The organism is Acinetobacter sp. OYA S30, from assembly GCF_033599315.1.
Lineage (GTDB): Bacteria > Pseudomonadota > Gammaproteobacteria > Pseudomonadales > Moraxellaceae > Acinetobacter > Acinetobacter baumannii.
Window position 1 is genome coordinate 22,791 of sequence record NZ_JAWVAV010000009.1, and the last position, 15,365, is coordinate 38,155.

14 protein-coding genes are annotated in these 15,365 nt (G+C 36.8%); 4 read left to right on the forward strand and 10 right to left on the reverse strand.

The window, feature by feature from the left end:
• Positions 1-73 precede the first annotated feature (73 nt).
• From R5R67_RS06650 to R5R67_RS06660, 3 genes are all read right to left on the reverse strand, one after another.
• A complete protein-coding gene (locus tag R5R67_RS06650) occupies positions 74-2,107 on the reverse strand; it encodes a DEAD/DEAH box helicase (protein WP_000354258.1) in 2,034 nt (677 codons plus the stop codon).
• A gap of 547 nt (positions 2,108-2,654) precedes the next feature.
• Positions 2,655-2,939 (reverse strand): YciI family protein, encoded by a 285-nt coding sequence (locus tag R5R67_RS06655; protein ID WP_000637640.1) that lies wholly within the window; start codon positions 2,937-2,939, stop codon positions 2,655-2,657.
• Between the two features lie 35 nt (positions 2,940-2,974).
• On the reverse strand, positions 2,975-3,877 hold the full coding sequence (locus tag R5R67_RS06660; RefSeq protein ID WP_001018278.1) for a DMT family transporter: 903 nt from the start codon (positions 3,875-3,877) through the stop codon (positions 2,975-2,977).
• Between the two features lie 108 nt (positions 3,878-3,985).
• On the opposite strand from R5R67_RS06660, the gene R5R67_RS06665 reads away from it, so the two are divergent.
• The 3 genes from R5R67_RS06665 (at position 3,986) to R5R67_RS06675 (ending at position 5,946) form a co-directional block, all read left to right on the forward strand.
• Positions 3,986-4,852, forward strand: coding sequence for a LysR family transcriptional regulator (locus tag R5R67_RS06665; protein ID WP_000355656.1), 867 nt, complete (start codon positions 3,986-3,988; stop codon positions 4,850-4,852).
• Between the two features lie 148 nt (positions 4,853-5,000).
• Positions 5,001-5,420 carry a hypothetical protein gene (locus R5R67_RS06670; protein ID WP_000644154.1) on the forward strand — a complete coding sequence of 140 codons (420 nt, stop codon included), beginning with the start codon at positions 5,001-5,003 and terminating at the stop codon, positions 5,418-5,420.
• Positions 5,421-5,514: 94 nt separating this feature from the next.
• On the forward strand, positions 5,515-5,946 hold the full coding sequence (locus tag R5R67_RS06675; RefSeq protein WP_001088072.1) for a hypothetical protein: 432 nt from the start codon (positions 5,515-5,517) through the stop codon (positions 5,944-5,946).
• A 97-nt stretch (positions 5,947-6,043) separates the two neighbouring features.
• Here the strand turns inward: R5R67_RS06675 and R5R67_RS06680 are convergent, their stop codons facing one another.
• Together R5R67_RS06680 and R5R67_RS06685 are read right to left on the reverse strand one after the other, a co-directional pair.
• Complete coding sequence (locus R5R67_RS06680; protein ID WP_318754790.1) at positions 6,044-7,399, reverse strand: S8 family peptidase; 1,356 nt, start codon at positions 7,397-7,399, stop codon at positions 6,044-6,046.
• 35 nt (positions 7,400-7,434) lie between these two features.
• Positions 7,435-7,743, reverse strand: coding sequence for a hypothetical protein (locus R5R67_RS06685; protein ID WP_000691034.1), 309 nt, complete (start codon positions 7,741-7,743; stop codon positions 7,435-7,437).
• A gap of 592 nt (positions 7,744-8,335) precedes the next feature.
• Between R5R67_RS06685 and R5R67_RS06690 the strand changes: the two genes are divergently transcribed.
• The gene (locus R5R67_RS06690; RefSeq protein WP_000783286.1) at positions 8,336-9,097 is read left to right on the forward strand and encodes a hypothetical protein; all 762 of its coding nucleotides are present in this window, start codon (positions 8,336-8,338) and stop codon (positions 9,095-9,097) included.
• A gap of 63 nt (positions 9,098-9,160) precedes the next feature.
• On the opposite strand, the gene astE is transcribed toward R5R67_RS06690, so the two are convergent.
• The 5 genes from astE to R5R67_RS06715 are packed head-to-tail and all read right to left on the reverse strand — an operon-like array spanning position 9,161 to position 15,243.
• Positions 9,161-10,135 (reverse strand): succinylglutamate desuccinylase, encoded by a 975-nt coding sequence (gene astE, locus R5R67_RS06695; protein ID WP_001150820.1) that lies wholly within the window; start codon positions 10,133-10,135, stop codon positions 9,161-9,163.
• Positions 10,136-10,147: 12 nt separating this feature from the next.
• A complete protein-coding gene (gene astB / locus R5R67_RS06700) occupies positions 10,148-11,491 on the reverse strand; it encodes an N-succinylarginine dihydrolase (protein ID WP_000679455.1) in 1,344 nt (447 codons plus the stop codon).
• A 17-nt stretch (positions 11,492-11,508) separates the two neighbouring features.
• Positions 11,509-12,978 carry a succinylglutamate-semialdehyde dehydrogenase gene (astD, locus tag R5R67_RS06705; RefSeq protein ID WP_000071645.1) on the reverse strand — a complete coding sequence of 490 codons (1,470 nt, stop codon included), beginning with the start codon at positions 12,976-12,978 and terminating at the stop codon, positions 11,509-11,511.
• Complete coding sequence (astA, locus tag R5R67_RS06710) at positions 12,978-14,009, reverse strand: arginine N-succinyltransferase (RefSeq protein WP_000973732.1); 1,032 nt, start codon at positions 14,007-14,009, stop codon at positions 12,978-12,980. The genes astD and astA overlap by 1 nt, the downstream gene beginning before the upstream one ends.
• A gap of 19 nt (positions 14,010-14,028) precedes the next feature.
• Positions 14,029-15,243 carry an aspartate aminotransferase family protein gene (locus tag R5R67_RS06715; protein WP_000437501.1) on the reverse strand — a complete coding sequence of 405 codons (1,215 nt, stop codon included), beginning with the start codon at positions 15,241-15,243 and terminating at the stop codon, positions 14,029-14,031.
• Positions 15,244-15,365: the final 122 nt, after the last annotated feature.

The window sequence follows — 15,365 nt, forward strand, 5'->3', positions numbered from 1 at the left end:
TGTCTGACAGGAAAACTAAAAATATAATTTAGTTTAAATGAGTTAATACTATAAAAAAACAATTGATTCATCTTTACAACTTTTCTATCAAATCATTAATAAATTTTTCAACTTCTTCTGGTTTATACATATTAGAATCATCATAGAAACCTTTTGTCAATTTATATATTTTATTCTTAGTTGAAGATTCTATATCAACATCTTTTAAATAATTTTTAATAAAATCAGCTAATGAATAATTAGAAACATCACTTTTCAAATCAATAGTTAAGCTTTCAGGTAGAGTTTCTTGTTGAATATTAACAAACATTTTTTTGGTCGATGTAATATTTTCAATATTATTTGCAAAACGTTGTCTTAAATTATCTTCAATCTTACCTACTACAAAATATGTTTTTAAGAAAGATCTAGTCAATGTCATATAAAGGGAGTTTCTATAAGAAGCATCATTTTTAATAGTATTAGAAATACATATAACAAAAGGAAACTCTAAACCCTTAACATTATTAATATTACTAACAAATAATTGATTACCTATATTATCTTTGCTTTTAATAGCATTATTAACATTCCACTCAATTAACTGACCCAAATGGGCACAAAAATACTCAATATAATTATAAACAATAGGATCTCTATCTATAAATACAATACCTATATCTGATACGGTAACAGTAGAATTTTCCTCTCGAATTAAATTAATTATTTGAAAAATATTATCAACTAAATCTTTATTATAAATATCTTTATTTAATGTCAACATTTCAAAACTAACTATTGATTCTGATTCTAAATCCTCAAATCGTCTTGTAGGATCTCTACTCAGTTCATATTGCTCATTATGTTCTATCACATTATATCCACATGCTTTCCATTCATTTACTGTTAATGTCTTTATTGCCTTCTCTTCAAAGACTCCCAACCCCATACCATGAGCAATCATTAATGTTCTTGGATCAGTTCTATAACATTTTTTTAATAAAAAATTTGGCTCTACAGAATTATAATCAATATTATCAAATATATTCTGAAAAACATCACCAGCAATATAAATTTGTTTTTTAGTTACAAGATTTATTAACTCTATAAATGATTTAGGAAAATCTTGACTTTCATCCACAAAAACATAATCAAATATTTTCTGATCATCTCCCTCTATTTTATCTTTCAACTCTTTAATTGCAACTTTACAAACTTTGTCGAAAGTATTTTCACGAGAAAAAGTATAAAAATTTAAATCATATTTTTCACATATATACCTATAGGCACCAGAAAAAGGATTTAAAGTTGACCCCCATGCATGAACACATAATAATTTCTCCCAATCAATTTGAACCTCTACTTTCATGAAATTAAAAAATGAAGGAATTCTATTTTTTAGTGAGTTTGATAAAATTTTATTGTGACATGTAAACAAAATCTTAGAATCACCATCTTTCAAATAAATTTCTTTTAATTTATGTAATAATAGTTCAGTTTTTCCTGAACCCGATAGACCTTGAATTCTGATCATTTTTAAATCAGATTCTGAATCATAAATAAACCTTGTCTGATCTCCATCAAATAACTGAATTTTATTTTTAACTTTATCTAATAAATTATCAGAAGCCTTTAAAGAAATATTATCTATTTGGTTAATACTACCAATAATTAAGGATATTAATAATTCTGTTTTTCTTTTATCATCATTATTCTGTTTTAATTCAAAATACTCATTTAAATTGCTTATAGAAAAATAATTGTCAATATATTTTCTCCATCTCAACTGTCTTCCAATATATTTATCATATCTAAATTTATCAGACAATGAGTTAACATCTAAAATGAATTGTTCACCATAATAATATAAAGCATCCTCATCATCATCAATAGAAATAAATACAATGGGATATCCTGGTTGTAAAAAAACAAAGCCATTATTATACAAATCTGGATTTTCATCATCTTGATCATAATAATAATTGTATTTTTTCTCATTAAGTGGGGATCTTAATAAATAAGCTTGAGAACACTTTTCATCAATTAAAGAAATAATTCCTTCTATAAAATCATCATCTAAATCATCTTTTATAATATCTTGAATATATAATTTTGAAGGAATATCCATAAATCACCCAATAAAAAATACAAACTCATCTATAATAAAAACTTTAGCTAAAATATAACTTATATCTTAGCCCAACTACAATTGATCTCAGCATAAAAATTTTACTATTTTTATGCATAAATTTCTCTAAAATCAGGATTAGATGAGAGGATAAAATACCATAAAAGATATTTAAACACTATAATTGAACACTATTTAAATGATCAAATCACCCAAAAATAATTATAAAAATCAAAAATTTAAAAAGTTTATTTTTAACTTCCACATTGTCATTTTTTCTTAGTAGCTACTTAACAATAAAAATTCTGTGACTTAAAGTCCTTTCTTATATTTTATCTAAAAGTATATTCACAATAAATCGTCCTCAACACTTATCAAGCGCAATGTAATTACTGATAACTTTTCAAGAACTAAGCTATTCCTTTAATCAAAAAAACTCTTAAAAAAAACAATAGATGTCATAGGCTAAAGCATAACTTTTAAAATTTTATCAAATAAATTAGCCTTAATAAAAAAGAATCTTTTATAGATTCCTTTATTTTTTACGTTAAACAAATTCTTTAATTTCTTCTAAACTTTTCGATGGCTCAAACCACATAAAATCATAATCGGCCACATCATGACTATAAAACGGATCATTTTTCATAATCTCTTCAGCCTCTTGAATCGAAGAGCTTAGAACTATAATTACACCACCTACTCTATTTTCACGGCGACCTGATGCCAGAAATTTCTTTTGCTCATAGTAATGATCTAAAAATGTGATATGTTCTTTTAGCACTGCATCAACTTCGGCTAACGGTTTTTTATAAGTTAAAGTAACAACAATCATCTCATTCTCTTAAAGCAAGTAGCGCGTGACATAGCTTATTCGATAGTACGCCTATTCCCCCAATTCATCCATACCAAACTCCCCACAATAATCGTTCCACCCAGCAGCACCATCATTGATGGTTTTTCATTTAAGAAAACAACGGCCAAACTCATCGCGACAATCGGCGAGCAATATAAAAAATTTGATGCAATCGTTAACGGCATATTTTTAAGTACATAGCCCCAAAGTACATAAGCCATCGCACTTGGAAAAATACCCAATAAGACAACCGACATATTGGCTTGCCAAGTGGCATGTAAAATTTCACTAGGTAAATGAGCACTATAAAATAGTAAAGGAAGGGTCCCGAACCAAATGATGTAGCACATCATGCTCAAGGCATCATAATTTAAGGCAAATTTTTTATATAAATTAAAATAAAGCCCCCAAGCGATTGCAGCTAAAACAATCAACAAACTATAAGGGCTCGGTATACCAAAACCATGATCTCCACTGACCACTAACACGGCACCACTAAGCCCTAGCAAAATACACAACCACTGTTTGAACCGAATATGCTCTTTAAAAACCAAAGCTGAAATAATAAAAGTGAATAGCGGAATAGATTGACTCAAAATACTAGAAGCGACCGCAGTTACATATTGTTGCCCTGTATTTATCAGCAAATGATGCAGCGTTACAGAGAAAAATCCTAATACACCTAGCGCAGGAGCATCTTTCCACTTTAAAGGCTGAATACCTTTTTTTATGACCAGAAGTAATAAAAAAAATGAAGCAATTAAAAAGCGAAGCAAGGCTATATGCTGCGGTGTATATGAATGCAAAGCACTATGTACACCAATAGGCGAATAGCCCCAACAAAAAACGGTTACAGCAATACATAAGTAGAGCTTAAATGCTGGAGGCTGGGTTTCGGCAGCAAGAGAAATTGCCATGTTAAATCTGCACTAATGAAATGGAACTCTTTCATCATATGCGCATAGATAGTTGAATAAAATTAACTTATATTGAGCCAAATATTCATTAAAAGTGAATGATTAAACATGGATATTACCCAGTTAAAAATGTTCCAAACCGTGGTTGAATGCGGAACCATGGCTAAAGCATCACTACAACTACATTGCGTACCCTCCAATATCACTACACGCATTAAGCAACTTGAAGAAGAACTAGGCGCACCGCTGTTTTATCGCGAAGGAAAAAGCTTAAAACTCACCCCATCAGGAGAAATCTTTCTCGATTATTGCCATAAAATTTTAGCGCTATGCGATGAAGCGAAACGAAGTATTCATCCAGATGCACCGCCCTCTGGCCCGCTCAAAATTGGAGCTATTGAATCTTCTGCTACAACTCGCCTGCCCAACTTACTTGCAAAATATCATCAACGTTATCCAGAAGTTTCTATTCAAATTATTACTGGCACATGGAAACAGCTACTAGTCGATATTTCTCAGCACAAACTTGATGGTGCAATTGTTGCAGGCAATATTGAGTTTCCTATGTTAAATAAACTCAGTATTTATCAAGAAGACATGGTCTTAATTGCATCTCATTCTTTAGGAGAAATTCATTGCCAAGAAGATTTGATTGGTAAAGAAATTTTCATGTGGACTGAAGGCTGTCCTTACCGTGCAGCTCTTGAAGAATGGCTTAAACTGAAGAATATCTCTCTCCCTATCACCAGTATTACCAGTTACGCCACCATTATTGGGTGTGTCAGTGCGGGTTCTGGCGTGGCGTTAGTGCCTAAGAGTATTTATGAACAATATAAAAATTTAGCGCATATTCAAAGTTATAAATTTGAATACCTTGCCTTTATGCAAAATCATTTTTTCTGGCATAAAAATGTGAGTAACCATAAAGCGAGAGACATGTTTATAGAGTTGATTAAGTCTGAGTTTTGTTTATAAAGCATTTGGGTAATGATGCTATTCCCTTCAAATGATGATTTCTCGTAATCAAATCGTATGGGTTTTATCTCATGTCTGCACAAGATTTATTTTTAACAGTAAGATCAGCTATCCATATTTTGATAGTCATTGGGGAGATTAATCCAAAATGAAAGCCATAAAAATTTTATGTATTACAAGCTCTATCTTGGTTTCATCATCTCTCTTTGCTGAAACACCTCAACCTCAACAAGTGAATGAAGCAACTTCTAAGACAATGCCTTATGGTGATAATCCAAGCTTAGGCCGCGTACTGTTATACAAAACAGGAAAAGGCATTCAAAATTTAGGAGATTCTATTCAAGGCGCTTCTGAAAAAACTTCAAATAAAATTAGTGAAAAATGGAAAGATACGAAAGAATTTACCGCCGAAAAAGCAGAAGTTGTTCAACAAAAAGCGGATACAGCCAAAGTATTTACTGAACAGAAAATAGAACAAGCTAAGCAAAATATCACCAGCAGTAGAAACGGTGAAAATATTCCAATCGAACAAGGTGAGCTAAGTAAATCTAGTACGACTGCCAATTAAAATTAAATCAGAGTAGCGCGATCATATCGCGCTTCCAAAGAAACACACTTTAAAAAAGACATACATCCACTACAAAGAGCTAGGAACCTGCCTTATGAACAGTCAAAAACTTCTCTTTTCTACCCTGTGCTGCTTAGCATTAACTGCATGTGCAACTACCACACCTCTTTCTTCTTATCCTCAGGCACAAGTTTTAGAACAAGATACCAATATCGAAGCTTATCCAACTACTACAGGCAATGTAGCCAAACTCATTAAACACGATAAGCAAGCTTGTATGATTGAATTTACGGGTTATTTAGGTGGTGGACAAGTAACTGAACATTGGATTTTTAATAATAAAGGCCTGATTTCAGCTCAATCATTTACAGAGCAATATCCAGACTCTTCTGGCATATTAAGTCAAGCGACCAATTCGACAACCAAAAGCTCTACCACTTTTAATATCCAAGATCCCGAAATTCAAAATAACTTCAAAAAACTTCAAAGTAATTTTAGTAAAGACAACTTAGCAAAGTGTGATTAAGGCTTTTTCATAAAAAACTCGTTGCAGAAGTTATCTTTTGCAACGAGCCATAGCCATTTAAATTTTTTGGACCTAATAAAAATTATAAATATGCCATTTAGTTAACGGTTAAACCATTGGTTGCCGCCAGTAAATCAATCCGTGGGAAAACCAAGCCCGTTCTTGAGTCAGTAATAGGTTTACCCGTAGCTTTTAACCGGCTAATGGTTTGATCGATACTTTCTGTTGGACTCACACTATTCGCTCTCAATAGAGCAATCGCGCCTGCCACATGTGGTGTCGCTTGAGAGGTACCACCCATGGTATAGCCACCTGCGGTAATCATTGCACCCGGCGCCAATAAAGTCACAAGGCTTCCCCCATTACTAAAGCAGGCTACCTTATCTGCTGCTGTAGTAGGGTCAGAACATTTCACGGGGTTACCCCATGACACACCACCAATATTACTATCATAAACAGCGCCTACCCTTACTGCCCCTGCCACACAAGCAGGAAATGAAATTCCGTCAGGGAAGGCATCATTACCAGAGGCTACAACCGGAACCACGCCAGCAGCTCGCGCATTGGCAAATGCTGTTCCATAACTGCTATCGCTACACTCAGAGGTATATTTGACTCCCGGCACACCAAGGCTCAAATTCACCGCTTTAATATTATAGGTTTGTGCATTGTTTACAGCCCAGTTAATCCCCGCGAGAATATCACTATCATAAGCGGTGCTTACCCACTTACCTTGCGATCTGACCTTTCTAAATACATCAATACCAATAATTTTAGTTTTAGTAGCGACTTTCGACACAATAGCGGAAACGTTACTACCATGCCCATCATCATCCAAAGTGCCATCATCTGGTGCACTATCAAAAGAATAAACCACACGGCAAGTACTTGATGGAGTATTCACAGCGGTACATCCGAAATCTGAATGTAGATAATTTACCCCTGTATCCAGCACAGCAACACTAGATCCCTCCCCCGTAAAACCATTGGTATTGGCTTGTGGTTGATTAATCAAAGGCAAACTTTCAGTAGTTGTAGTACGGTTAATACGGTTTGGATAAACTGCTTTAACGTTCGGATCATTTAATAAAGATACTAAAGCCTCACGGTTACTAATCCGATAAAAAGCCAAAGGCAGGTTATTGTAATCCCGAAGTACTTGTACACCGCCGGCACGATTAAACCTTGTCTGAAGATTCTTTTTATTTGTAGCAATATAACTTCGCCGTTCTAAACCGGAAGGTACGCTCGATGAAGGAATATTGTATTCGACAATTAAATCGTTTGAATCATTACTAACCAAGGCATCTAAATCTATTTTACCTTGGAACACTTTTTGTTTTGCTGCCTGACTTAACCGCTGTTTGGCCCCTTTGGAATCCAAAGGAAGAGCGGACACAGTTGTACTGAAAATTGTACATAGACCTAATAGAAACAACGTTTTACTTTGCATTATTTTTCTCCGTAGTTTTTCAACTAACAATTTGCTTATTTCGCTTTTATTTCATTTGCTGGATCTTTTTCTGGATCAATCGGTTGAATCGAAGGATCACTTTTTGTGTCATAAAAAGGAACGGTATCTGCTGATACCGATTGAGAGTGGTTTGAATTTAAAGATACGTTTTTAGGTTGAGTAGGCTCCTTAAGTTTAGAAAGGGAAGATGAAGTATCTGGTTGTGGTGAATTCGTCTCATGTAAAGCAGAATTGAACACATCAGATGCACCGCTTGTGGGTTTGAAATAAAGAACAACGGCGATCAAGCCGACTATTACAAGTAGGGAAGCTATAATTTTCATCATTTAAGATCTCTGTTCTTTTGTTTATAGACATCTATATTTATTTTTGATTATTCGAAATAAAGAGACATTTCTTGAATTACATTTCATGTGAAATTTCTATTTCATAAAATGTATAAACATGAGAAAAGCTAAAATATCTTTTCTCGAATAAGCAAAAATACAGTTCTGCCCTTTACGTTTATATTTCTGGCAGAATAAGGTTCAAAAAAGTGCTAAAAAAGCACTCTATTCTCATAATAAGCAATTATTATGCCGTTTCCTCCAATAAATAATGAGAAACACATCACATTTAGAGATATAGGCATGTATCACATGAACAACGATAGAAAAATTTAGGAGACGAAGGTTAAAAGCTGTAAGATGAAAATAGGACCAGCTTAATAAGAATAACTAAAAAATAAATGTTCTTTTTCACTTTATTATTAATTTTTATTAATCTTCACAATTTATCCCTAGTCTGTTTACTCAATGTAACACTGTTGTAACGTTTTGATGAAGTGAGTTCCCAAGCTCATATTTCCTTAGCTATGATGCGATTGCGTTTATGAAATACCTCACTAAAAGGGTATATTCTTTGAAGGATATCGCAATGAAAATGATGAAAACAGCTATCGTTACTGCAAGTGTACTTGCTTCTGCCTCTATTTTTGCACAAAGTGCGGGCGTTAATGCAGGTGCATCTGCTCAAGTCAACGTACAACCAGGTGGTCTTGTTAGTGGCGTAGCCAATACAGTCAAAAATACTGCACATACTGTAGGGAACACAGCAAAACATGCTGGTCACGTAGCTGCTGACACAACCGTTAAAGCTACAAAAAAAACAACAGGTAAAGTAACTGAACTTTCTTCTAAAGCTGCTACTGGCACTAAACATGTAGCAAGTGAAGCTGTAACTGGTACTAAACATTTTGCTACCGAAGCAGCAACAGGTACAAAAAATTTAGCGACTAAGGCTGCAACTGGCACTAAAAACCTAGCAGTTGAAGCTAAAGCAGATACAAAAGCACATCTTGATGCTGTAAAAACTAAGGTAGCAGAAAAACAAGCTGACCAAAAAGAATTTACTGCTGAAAAACAGGCCGATGCTCAAGCACGTGTAGATGCTGTTAAAGCTCGTGTAGCACAAAATCAAGCTGAGCAAAAAGAATTCGTTGCTGACACTAAAGCTGATGCTCAAGCAAAATTAAATGCAGCTCAACCAGCTCATGGAGTTAACGCTCAAACAGGTGTAAACGTTGGTGTTAATGTTGCTGGTATTAATGCAAATGCAAACGTAAATGCAGGCGCTCAAGCGTCTACACAAAAAGGCGAAAAGAAATCTTTTATTAAAGGTCTTTTCGGTACTAACTAATTAAGTTAGCAATAAAAAAAGGGCGATTCATCGCCCTTTTTTTATTTGTCTAAAATTAACTATTCAGATTGTTTCAGTTAAAACCAAGCCTGCACGTAAACCGATCTTCACATTCGGGTTTGGGAATAAAATCCAGACCTGATCTTGTTCAACTACATAGTTACCAGAAGGCTGAGTCGCAATGATTTCGCCTTTAGTAAAAGTTGAAAAGTTTGGAGCCTCAGCAGATAAATTCATGTGAAACTCTTCATCTTTTTTTATTAAAGAGTCAGATACCTGAAACACACGAATTTTTGGTTTATTACGCACTGGCAAAGCTTGCTCAGAAACCACGTTACGAATGACTTCATCAATTGAAGCAAATTGGCTCAAGTCATTTTGTCCAAATGGCAATGCTTTGCCTAACTCTAAAGTTGCACTCGCAGCCTTAAAATTCTCACTCGTAAAATGGGTAAATGTTTTACCTACCGCATTGTGATAAACCAAAGCATCCAAATCAGCTGCTTCAAGACTTGCCGTTAGATCAGCATCATAGCTATGCGTTTGATATGGAAATAAAGCAAATGTTGGTAATAATGAAGCCCGAATTGCTGTGTGCAAATCATAATGATAACGTTTTGCCTGACTCGAACTTTCCTGAAAGAAAGTGGCAACAGTCTGCTCTAAAACCTCAGCACGCTTAGATTCTTCAGTTACAGGCAGATTTTTATACCCACCACAGAACATACGGTTTACATCGTCATGTACATAACGCTTGCCTTGACGCATCGCATAGGGATTACCCAATACAAGCAATAATCTCACCGCAAGCTTTAAACGCCCGGCAAATAAATCGGTGCAAAGATGAGATAGCAATTCAATTGGTGCCGTTTCATTTCCATGTACTCCAGCTGACAGTACGACAGCTTTGTCGTACTGCGCATGTGGTGTACATTCAAGAAGTCCCTCACCTAACCAACGCCAAGAAAAATTTGCTTGTTTTCCCTCACGCGTTGCAGGTTGCTCACCTTGTAAGGTTAATGCTAGAAAATCTTGCATGTCACCTCCTCATTATTTTTGGAAAGGATAAACCGAACCTAAACCTAAAATTTTAGTCAGTTCATCAAGTGCCATACGGCTTTCCATGAGTAAATGCGGATCTGCCAAATCTTCTTGTGCTAAACGATCACGATAGTGTTTATCTACCCACTGATTAAGTGTCATAAACAATTGATCATTCATGAGAACTTTTGGATTTACGGCATTTAATTCGGTTTCATTTAATGCTACACGTAAACGTAAACAAGCCGGACCACCACCGTTACGCATACTTTCACGCAAGTCATAAACCTGAATTGCATCAATTGGTGTACCCATTTGAATCATGTCATTCAAATAGCTCCACACTGCAGCATTTTGGCGAGACTCTTCAGGCACAACAATGGTCATTCCGCCATCTGGACGAGTCAAAATCTGACTATTAAATAAATATGTTGCAACAGCATCGTCCACAGTCACACGGTTTTCAGGCACTTCAATTGAAATAAAGTCTTCACCGATGCTTGCCATTTTTTGACGAATTTCAGCAAAGGCCTGATCTTGATTTAAAAAGGCATGTTGATGATGGAATAAAACCTGCTGGTTACTTACCGCGATCACATCGTTATGGAAAACGCCCTGATCAATTACATCCGGATTTTGCTGAACAAAAACTGTATGTGCATCATCTAAACGGTGCAATCGTGCAATTGCCTCGCTCGCTTCACGTGTCTGACGTGCAGGATAACGTTTTGGTCCCGGTAAGCCGTTATTTAAGTGTTGTTGACCATAAACAAACACCTGAACACCACGTTTAGCATAATCACCACCTAAACGATTGTGATTTGCTGCCCCTTCATCACCGAACAAAGCCACTTGCGGTAAAGCTTCATGGTGTACAAAATGACGTTCATTTTTAAAGATCGCTTGTAAAACTTGGCTTGTAGTTTCAGCTTCAATTGAACGGTGAAATTTATTGTTTAGGTTAGCCGCAGTAAAATGCACGCGCTCATCTTGGCTATCAGCCGAAGGTGAAACTGTCGCAGCATTTGCAGTCCACATTGGAGAAGCTGAGCTTAAAGATGACAGTAGCTCTGGTGAATAACGCATTGCTTGAGACACAACACTAATGTCATCTCCGGTAAAACCTAAACGGCGTAACATCGGAACATGTGGACGCTCATGCGGAGCAAGTACACCTTGTTTCATGCCCATGTCAGCCAAAGCTTTCATTTTTAATAAGCCTTGTTTCGCCGCCAATTTTGGGTTAGACAAATTATTGCGGTTTTTGGTCGATGCTTCATTACCAAAAGACAAACCCGCATAGTGATGTGTTGGTCCCACTAAACCATCAAAATTTACTTCATATCCTTTCATTTTTTCTTTCCCTAGTGTTAAGGCAACACAATCCCTGGAGATAATTTTTCTGGCAACGTCAAGCTTTCACTTTCAAGTGAAGCCATTGGCCAAGCACAGTAGTCAGCAGCATAAAATGCACTTGCACGGTGATTACCTGAAGCTCCGACACCACCAAATGGTGCTGCACTCGATGCTCCTGTTAAGGGTTTGTTCCAGTTTACAATCCCGGCACGTGCTTCAATGAGTAAGTCATCAAACAATTCACGTTTTGGAGAAACCAAACCAACCGACAAGCCAAAACGAGTTGCATTGGCAATTTTTAATGCTTCATCAAAACTGTCATAACGCTGAATAGTGGTAAGCGGACCGAAATATTCTTCATCTGGAATACCCGCTACACCTGTTACGTCAATAATGCCTGGAGTAAGTAATGAGCTGTCTTCTTGAGGACGTGTCATTGGCAACAAGCTTTTTGCACCAAGCTCAAGCAACTTTTGCTGAGCATTCATCATGTTTGTTGCAGCAGCCGATGAAATTACGCCGCCCATAAATGGTTGTTGCTCATCATTCCAACGACCAACTTTTAAGTTTTTAGCAACCTCAACAAAACGTTGAATAAATGCATCGCCTTGCGCACCATTTTTTACCAAGATACGGCGCGCACATGTACAACGCTGCCCTGCCGAAACAAATGCAGATTGAATAGTGAGGTTAACAACAGCATCCATATTTTCGATTTCATCGATAATCAATGCATTATTGCCGCCCATTTCAAGCGCAAGAATTTTCTCAGGAGCACCCGCCATTTGTTTGTGTAGGTGATAACCTGTATTTGCGCTTCCGGTAAATAACAGGCCATCAATTTCATGTGAGGCAGCTAGCGCTTCACCCGTGGTACGACCACCTTGCACTAAATTCATTACACCATTTGGCAAACCGGCTTGTTGCCAAAGTTTTACAGTTTCTTCAGCAGTCCAAGGCGTTAATTCACTTGGTTTGAATACAACTGTGTTACCAGCAAGTAACGCAGGAACAATATGTCCGTTCGGCAAGTGGCCCGGGAAGTTATATGGACCAAAAACTGCAAGTACGCCATGTGGGCGGTGACGTAAAGATGCCACTCCATCTGCCATTTCAGTTGAGCTTTCACCTGTACGTTGGTGATAAGCACGAATCGAAATTGCAACCTTGCCAATCATTGACTGAACTTCAGTTAATGTTTCCCAAAAAGGCTTACTGGTTTCTTGGCTAATCACTTCCGCTAAATGCTTTTTATTTTCTTCAAGCAAAGCTGCAAACTTTTCTACAATCGCCACACGCTCAGCAAAAGGTAAACGCGCCCACGCTGGGAATGCTGTACGAGCAGCTTGGCAAGCTTTCTCAACATCACTAGCCGTAGCTTCAGCGCCTGACCATACAGTTTGGTTATCAACCGGGTTTGTTTTTACAAATGTTGTACCGCTGCCTTGTAACCAGACACCGTTTATAAATAAAGAGTTTGACATCAGGATACTTCCATAGGATTTAGTGATAACACACGAACAGCGTGACCTTCTTGTACACCGAGTTTTTCAGCTTGTTCATGCGTTAAATTTAAAGTGTTATCTACGAGATCAAGCTTCAATAACATGGCCCGATAGTCGTGGTAATTATCATTAGCAACAAGGTATTGTGTTTTACCCACTGTTGCCTCATTAGTAATTTTGACGTTTAAGAGTTGACTTTCTTTGACTGCACGCAACTCATCAATATTCGCTTCAATAGTTGGACCCGCATCAAAAATATCGACATATCCTTGATAACGTAAACCTTCTGACTCAAGCACATGATAAGCAGGCAAAGTATGTGGATGCATTTTTCCAATCACTTCTTGCGCATCTTTTGGCAAAAGGTCAACATAGACTGGAAAACGTGGCATCAGCTCGGCAATAAAAACTTTTTGGCCAATACCACTTAAATAGTCAGCAGTTGAGAAATCCATATTGAAAAAATGGTGCCCAATCGCATCCCAAAAAGGTGAACATCCATTTTCATCAGAGTAGCCACGCATTTCCGCAATTAATTTTTTCTCAAAATATTGCTTAAATGCTGCGATAAACATAAAACGGATTTTCGATAAGAATTTACCGTTTTGGTTTTCACGGCGTTCCGGATCTAAAAATAATGTACAGAGCTCACTACTTCCTGTTCTGTCATTACTTAAAAATAAAGTCGGTAATGACTTATATACGTTTAATGCTTTTGAAGCGTGTACTTGTGTTCCCACATGAAAGTTGTACCAAGGTTCAATTAAACCTACCGCAACCTCAATTGCACTTACACCAATAACACGTTGAGCTTCGGTATCTTCCAGAACAAATAAATATCCCTGTTCACTCTTATGAACATTGCCATTTAAAGTATTGCGAGTACGTGAAATTCGAGCCGAAAGCGTATCCATATTTTGTGGCAAGGAAGTCAGACCAACACCTGACTTACCTGCTAATTTATAAATATCTTCAAGGTCTCGAAACTCGGCATGACGGACAATCATCATGGCTAGCTTTCCTTTTTTTTTATTTAGCCAACTTTGCCAAAGCTCTTTTTAAACGAGCAATCCCTTCATCAATATCTTGTTCAGGAATAATTAGAGAAGGAGTGAAACGAACCACGTTAGGTCCTGCGATTAAAGCGAGTAATCCTTCTTCGCCTGCCCATGTGGTAATGTCTTTCGCTTTACCTGCATATTCAGCTTTTAGTACACAGCCAATCAATAAACCTTGACCACGAATTTCATCAAATACTTGATATTCAGCATTTAAAGTATTTAAAGCATCAAGGAAATATTGATGACGGTGTTTCACACCTTCAAGTACTTCTGGTGTATTAATAAACTCAAAAACTGCACCTGCAACTGCACTTGCTAACGGGTTACCGCCGTAAGTCGTACCGTGTGTGCCTACAGAAAAATGCGGCGCAAATTTATCAGTTGTTAACATTGCACCGACCGGGAAACCACCGCCCAATGCTTTTGCAGTTGTTAACACATCTGGAACCACACCGTAGTTCATGTAGGCATAAAGTGCACCCGTACGACCTACACCAGTTTGTACTTCATCAAAAATAAGTAAGGCACCAAACTGATCACACAGTTCACGTAAACCTTTTAAAAACTCGATATCAGCTGGAATTACCCCGCCTTCACCTTGTACAGGCTCTACAATTACTGCACAAGTTTGTTCATTAATGACGGCTTTAGCTGCTTCTAAATCATTATAAGCAACGTGGCTAATGCCGTTTGGAAGTGGTGCAAAGTCTTGTGAATATTTAGGTTGGCCACCCGCTGAAACGGTAAATAAGGTACGGCCGTGGAACGCATTGTTAAATGCCACAATGCCACTTTTGCCAGCAACACCACTGTCTAACCCAACTTTACGAGCCAATTTTAAAGCTGCTTCGTTCGCTTCTGCACCCGAGTTACAGAAAAATACTTTATCTGCAAATGTATTTTCGGTGAGTTGTTTAGCAAGGCGTAGTACTGGTTCATTGGTATAGCCATTACCGACGTGCCAAAGTTTTTTTGCTTGTTCTGTTAACGCATTGACTGCCACTGGATGCGCATGACCTAATGCATTTACTGCAATCCCGCCTGCAAAATCGATATATTCTTTATTTTCTTGATCCCAGATACGTGAACCTTCACCACGTACCGGAATGAAATTTGCCGGTGCAAATACTGGAACCATCCAGTCATTAAAGTTGCTTCGAGTTACAGAAATTGGCTGTTCCATGCTTACCTCAGTATCTATTTAATTTATTTAATCTGTCTTACTGTCTTTAATTTAATTCATTTAGAAAAAGGGACCAAACAAATAACCCTATAACATCCTTTATATTTGCTCGGTCCACCTTT

Coding starts and splice junctions, on each gene's coding strand:
- astD (WP_000071645.1), bottom strand. CDS start 12,978: ATGTCAAACTCTTTATTTATAAACGGTGTCTGGTTACAAGGCAGCGGT.
- R5R67_RS06650 (WP_000354258.1), bottom strand. CDS start 2,107: ATGGATATTCCTTCAAAATTATATATTCAAGATATTATAAAAGATGAT.
- R5R67_RS06675 (WP_001088072.1), top strand. CDS start 5,515: ATGAACAGTCAAAAACTTCTCTTTTCTACCCTGTGCTGCTTAGCATTA.
- R5R67_RS06660 (WP_001018278.1), bottom strand. CDS start 3,877: ATGGCAATTTCTCTTGCTGCCGAAACCCAGCCTCCAGCATTTAAGCTC.
- astA (WP_000973732.1), bottom strand. CDS start 14,009: ATGATGATTGTCCGTCATGCCGAGTTTCGAGACCTTGAAGATATTTAT.
- R5R67_RS06690 (WP_000783286.1), top strand. CDS start 8,336: ATGAAAATGATGAAAACAGCTATCGTTACTGCAAGTGTACTTGCTTCT.
- R5R67_RS06680 (WP_318754790.1), bottom strand. CDS start 7,399: ATGCAAAGTAAAACGTTGTTTCTATTAGGTCTATGTACAATTTTCAGT.
- R5R67_RS06685 (WP_000691034.1), bottom strand. CDS start 7,743: ATGAAAATTATAGCTTCCCTACTTGTAATAGTCGGCTTGATCGCCGTT.
- R5R67_RS06655 (WP_000637640.1), bottom strand. CDS start 2,939: ATGATTGTTGTTACTTTAACTTATAAAAAACCGTTAGCCGAAGTTGAT.
- R5R67_RS06715 (WP_000437501.1), bottom strand. CDS start 15,243: ATGGAACAGCCAATTTCTGTAACTCGAAGCAACTTTAATGACTGGATG.
- astB (WP_000679455.1), bottom strand. CDS start 11,491: ATGAAAGGATATGAAGTAAATTTTGATGGTTTAGTGGGACCAACACAT.
- R5R67_RS06665 (WP_000355656.1), top strand. CDS start 3,986: ATGGATATTACCCAGTTAAAAATGTTCCAAACCGTGGTTGAATGCGGA.
- R5R67_RS06670 (WP_000644154.1), top strand. CDS start 5,001: ATGAAAGCCATAAAAATTTTATGTATTACAAGCTCTATCTTGGTTTCA.
- astE (WP_001150820.1), bottom strand. CDS start 10,135: ATGCAAGATTTTCTAGCATTAACCTTACAAGGTGAGCAACCTGCAACG.